Raw genomic sequence first — 3870 nt, 5'->3', positions numbered from 1 at the left:
GCTTACATGGACGTACTTGCAGCGCCCCCCGCAGCCGGACCCACCCCGCCACCCCACGGATAGCCGCCTTTGCTTCTGAGGTTGCCGGCCAGCGGCCGGCACTACCGCGGGTGCCGGGCGCAGCCCGGCCGTGCGCACCCTCACCGGCCGTGCGGGTCGGGCCGGTGATGCACGTACTCGACCACCGTGCCATCGGGATGCACCGCGTTGAACGCCGCCCCGGTCGGTACCACCTGCAACGGGAAGATGATCTCGGCGCCAGCCGCGACCAGTTTGTCGTGATAGGGCCGAACGTCATCGACCAGCAGTGTCCCCGTGGTCGAAGTGAACGGCGCCAGCGCCGCCTCGCTGCCCTCGATCAACAGGAACGCACCGACCATCGCCAGGCGCAGCCCGGCCTCCGGAAACGGGAAGCCCGCATCGGCCACCACGCCCTGCAGCTGCTCGTAGAAGGCCACGCTGCGCTCCAGCTCGCCCGGAGCCACGAACACCCGGATCAGCACGCGCGGCGCGCGCTGGCTGGAGGTATCACAGCGGTCGCGCCAGAGATGATCGAAGTCGCGATGTACGGTCATGGGCTCGATTCGTGGCCAAGGATCTCCATTATCAGCAGCCTCGCGCGGCGCGCTGATGACCACCAGTGATGGCCTGATAACCATTGGCCGGGTTGCCCCTGTGACTTAGGTCCTGTTGACAGGTGTGAACGCCCTCGCACAATCTTCACAGGATTGGGTCGCCCTGCGCGGCCCGGGCAGGCAGGTTGTCACGCCGGGAGGAGGGTCCCGCGCGCAGACCGGCCCGCCCTTCGGCCTGCGGGACGTTGCCCGGCAACCCCTGCGCGGCATGAACGCTGCACCCTTCGGCGGCACTTTCCCTGGACCGATTGCCTTGGCAACGGAATTACGCCTGCCGATGAAAACGTTTACAAAACCGCTTGCACTGTCTCTGGCCCTGTCTGCCGCACTGGCCGCTCCGGCCTGGGCCGACCCCGCCGCGTTCACTGTGCTGACCCTGGAACAGGCGCCCAACGCCGAGGCGATGCCGGCCCTGGCGGCGCAACTGAAGAGCCTGAAGGTGGACGCGGTGAGCGTGCGCCAGGTGCAGCGCGGCATCGGCCAGGTCGATCCGCTGCAGGTGCTGGCCGACGGCCTGGGCTATGAATACCGCTTCGTTGCCGCCGGCAAGGACGACGGCCAGACCCAGCGCGGCCAGGCCGTGCTGACCCGGCTGCCGATCGCCGCCGAATCCGGCCCCGACCAGCCAGGCCTGAACTACCTGCGCTTGGACGATGGCCGCCATACCGTGGCGGTCTATACCGATGCCGGTGCAGGTGCGGTGCAGCTGCCGGCGCTGGTCACCCGTTCGCGGTTGGGCGCCCCGGCGGTGCTGCTCGGCGCAGTGGCCGGTGAATCGGCCAAGGCCGCAGGCTTCGATCCGGCGCGTGTGGCGCTGGAAGCCGATGCCAGCTATTTCAGCGACGGCTTCCAGGCCGCCAGCAGCGCACCGTTCAAGATGGAGGGCAGCACCCTGCGCGCCACCCTGCTGACCCTGGCCTATGCCCCCGACAAGCACGGCGAAAAGCCATGGATGGACACCGCCCTCAACGCCGATGCGCGCGCTGCGCTGCTGCTGAAGGCGATGACCGAGGATGAGAAGTTCCAGATGCTGCACAGCTACTTCGGGCTGGGCAAAGACGGTGGCCCGCTGCCGGAAGGTGCGGTCGGTTCGGCCGGCTTCGTGCCGGGCGTACCGCGGCTGGGCATCCCGTCGCAGCAGTCGGCCGATGCCGGTGTCGGCGTGACCAATCCGGGCGGCATCCGCCCGGGCGATTTCGCCACCGCAATGCCGTCCGGCCCATCCACCGCCTCCAGCTGGAACCGCGAAGTCGCCTTCGCCGGCGGCGCGACCATGGGCCGCGAGGCATGGCAGCAGCGCTTCAACATCCTGCTGTCGGGCAGCGTCAACCTGCAGCGCGACCCACGCAACGGCCGCAACTTCGAATATGCCGGTGAAGATCCGCTGCTGGCCGGCTCGATGGTTGGCGCGCTGATCCAGGGCGTGCAGAGCCAACACGTGATCTCCTCGATGAAGCACTTCGCGCTGAACGACATGGAGACCCGGCGCAACTTCCACGACGTGCGCATCGGCGAACAGGCCATGCACGAGTCGGACCTGCTGGCCTTCGAGATCGCGCTCGAAGCCGGCCGCCCGGGCGTGGCGATGTGCTCGTACAACAAGATCAATGGTACCTACGGCTGCGAGAACGGCTACCTGATGAACCAGGTGCTGAAGCAGGAATGGAAGTTCCCCGGCTTCGTGATGTCCGACTGGGGCGGCGTGCACAGCGGCTCGAAGGCGGCGCTGGCCGGCCTGGACCAGCAGTCGGCCGGTGAAGTGTTCGACGCGGCGGTGTTCTTCGATGAGCCGCTGCGCCTGGCCGTGCATGGCGGCGTGGTGCCGCAGGCGCGCCTGAATGACATGGTCGCGCGCATCCTGCGCACCATGTTCCTGCATGGCAACTTCGACAACCCGCCGCAGCACCAGAAGGTGGATGCCGAGGCCGGCTTCGCCGTCGCCCAGCGCACGGTGGAAGAGGGCAGCGTGCTGCTGCGCAATGAAGGCAACCTGCTTCCGCTGGCCGACACGGTGAAGCGCATCGTCATCATTGGCGGCCATGCCGACAAGGGCGTGATCGGTGGTGGTGGTTCGTCGATGGTGGGCGTGACCGCCAAGGGCACCAATGCGGTGCCGGGCGTGCTGCCGACCACCTGGCCGGGCCCGGTGATCTTCCACCCGTCCTCGCCGCTGGAATCGCTGCGCGCAGCGCGTCCGGACGCGACCATCGAGTACGTGGACGGCACCAACGTCGCCGCCGCGGCCAAGGCAGCCGCGCAGGCGGATGTGGCCATCGTGTTCGCCACCCAGTGGGCCGCCGAATCGGTGGATCTGCCGGACATGCAGCTGCCGGACAACCAGGACGCGCTGATCTCGGCGGTGGCCAAGGCCAACCCGAAGACCGTGCTGGTGCTGGAAACCAATGGCCCGGTGCGCACGCCATGGCTGGCACAGGTGCCGGCGATGCTGCAGGCCTGGTACCCGGGCATCCGCGGTGGCGAAGGCATTGCCGCGCTGTTGACCGGCCAGGTCAATCCGTCGGGCCGCCTGCCGGTGACCTGGGTGGTGGACGAATCGCAGCTGCCGCGCCCGCACATCGACGGCCTCGGCTTCAAGCCCGCCAAGCCGTTCGGTGATGTGTTCGATTTCGATATCGAAGGCGCCAACGTCGGCTACAAGTGGATGGCGGTCAAGGGCCTGACCCCGACCTTCGCCTTTGGCCATGGCCTGTCCTACACCTCGTTCGCCTATGACAACCTGAAGGTGAGCGTGGAAGGCTCGCGCCTGGTCGCCAGCGTGGACATTCGCAACACCGGCAAGCGCGCCGGTGCCGACGTGGCCCAGCTGTACCTGAAGCTGCCGGCCGGCAGCACCACGCCGATCCGCCTGATCGGCTATGACAAGGTGACCCTGCAGCCGGGCGAACAGCGCCGCATCCGCATCGAAGCCGAGCCGAAGACGCTGGCGCACTACGATGCGCAGGCCCGCCAGTGGAAGATCGACGGCGGCACCTACCAGGTGCAGCTGTCGCGCAATGCGGCCGAGCCGCTGCAGAGCGTGGACGTGCAGCTGGTGGAGCAGGTGCTGCGCTGATGCCTTGAAGACACGGCCCCGGAAGGGGCCGTGTTTGTTTGTGGGGTACCGCTGCGGGGGGGCGGGGGGGGGGGGGGGGGGGGGCGCGGGGGGGGGGGGGGGGGGGGGGGGGGGGGGGGGGGGGGGGGGGGGGGGGGGGGGGGGGGGGGGGGGGGGGGGGGG

2 protein-coding genes are annotated in these 3870 nt (G+C 68.9%); one reads left to right on the top strand and one right to left on the bottom strand.

Translation table 11 applies throughout. The features are described from left to right. Positions 1-140: 140 nt before the first annotated feature. The gene (locus tag O0J15_RS20410) at positions 141-575 is read right to left on the bottom strand and encodes a VOC family protein (protein WP_021204492.1); all 435 of its coding nucleotides are present in this window, start codon (positions 573-575) and stop codon (positions 141-143) included. Positions 576-912: 337 nt separating this feature from the next. Here O0J15_RS20410 and O0J15_RS20405 point away from each other — a divergent pair, with 337 nt between their 5' ends. Continuing rightward, positions 913-3708, top strand: coding sequence for a glycoside hydrolase family 3 C-terminal domain-containing protein (locus O0J15_RS20405; RefSeq protein ID WP_134735611.1), 2796 nt, complete (start codon positions 913-915; stop codon positions 3706-3708). Positions 3709-3870 lie beyond the last annotated feature (162 nt).

The sequence above is a fragment of the Stenotrophomonas sp. Sm10 genome (genome assembly GCF_030985515.1).
In the GTDB taxonomy this organism is placed as follows: Bacteria; Pseudomonadota; Gammaproteobacteria; order Xanthomonadales; family Xanthomonadaceae; genus Stenotrophomonas; species Stenotrophomonas hibiscicola.
The sequence above is the reverse complement of the archived record's forward strand: the minus strand, read 5'-3'. Positions and strand labels throughout refer to the sequence as shown.

Bases quoted from the DNA above. Each gene is read 5' to 3' on its own strand.
- O0J15_RS20405 (WP_134735611.1), top strand. From the start codon at position 913: ATGAAAACGTTTACAAAACCGCTTGCACTGTCTCTGGCCCTGTCTGCC.
- O0J15_RS20410 (WP_021204492.1), bottom strand. From the start codon at position 575: ATGACCGTACATCGCGACTTCGATCATCTCTGGCGCGACCGCTGTGAT.